General features: G+C 71.3%; 1 protein-coding gene. It reads right to left on the bottom strand.

The genetic code is table 11. The features are described from left to right. A partial coding sequence (locus tag ABD329_RS47930; RefSeq protein WP_344318310.1) for a beta-ketoacyl synthase N-terminal-like domain-containing protein occupies positions 1-687 on the bottom strand: 687 nt, incomplete at both ends.

Below are 687 nucleotides of genomic sequence, written 5' to 3'. Positions count from 1 at the left end.
CCGCATCGACGTCGGACGGCGACAGCCCGGCGCTCGCCAGGGCCTGCCGGATCACCCGCTCCTGCGACGGCCCGTTCGGCGCCGTCAACCCATTGGAGGCGCCGTCCTGGTTGACCGCCGAGCCACGGATCACGGCCAGGACGTCGTGGCCGTTACGGCGGGCGTCCGACAGCCGTTCCAGCAGCAGAACGCCCACGCCTTCGCTCCAGCCGGTGCCATCGGCGGCGGCTGCGAAGGGCTTGCATCGCCCATCGGGTGCCAGACCGCGCTGACGGGAGAAGCCGGTGAACACATCGGGAGTGGCCATCACCGTCACCCCACCGGCCAGGGCCAGGGTGCACTCCCCCTGCCGCAGGGCCTGTGCCGCCAGATGCATCGCCACCAGCGAAGACGAACACGCCGTGTCCACCGTCACCGCCGGGCCCTCGAAGCCCAGCGTGTACGCCACCCGGCCCGAGACCACACTGCCCGAGCTGGCCAGCATGGCGTAGCCCTCCAGCCGTGCGTCGCCGCCGCTGAGCCCCGCCGCGTAGTCGTGGTACATCACACCCGCGTAGACCCCGGTCGGGCTGCCCTTCAACGACACCGGGTCGATCCCAGCCCGCTCCAGCACCTCCCACGACGCCTCCAACAGCAACCGCTGCTGCGGATCCGTCGCCAGCGCCTCCCTCGGATTGATCCCGAAGA

It is taken from the genome of Streptomyces javensis (genome assembly GCF_039525925.1).
GTDB lineage: Bacteria > Actinomycetota > Actinomycetes > Streptomycetales > Streptomycetaceae > Streptomyces > Streptomyces asiaticus.
The sequence above is the reverse complement of the archived record's forward strand: the minus strand, read 5'-3'. Positions and strand labels throughout refer to the sequence as shown.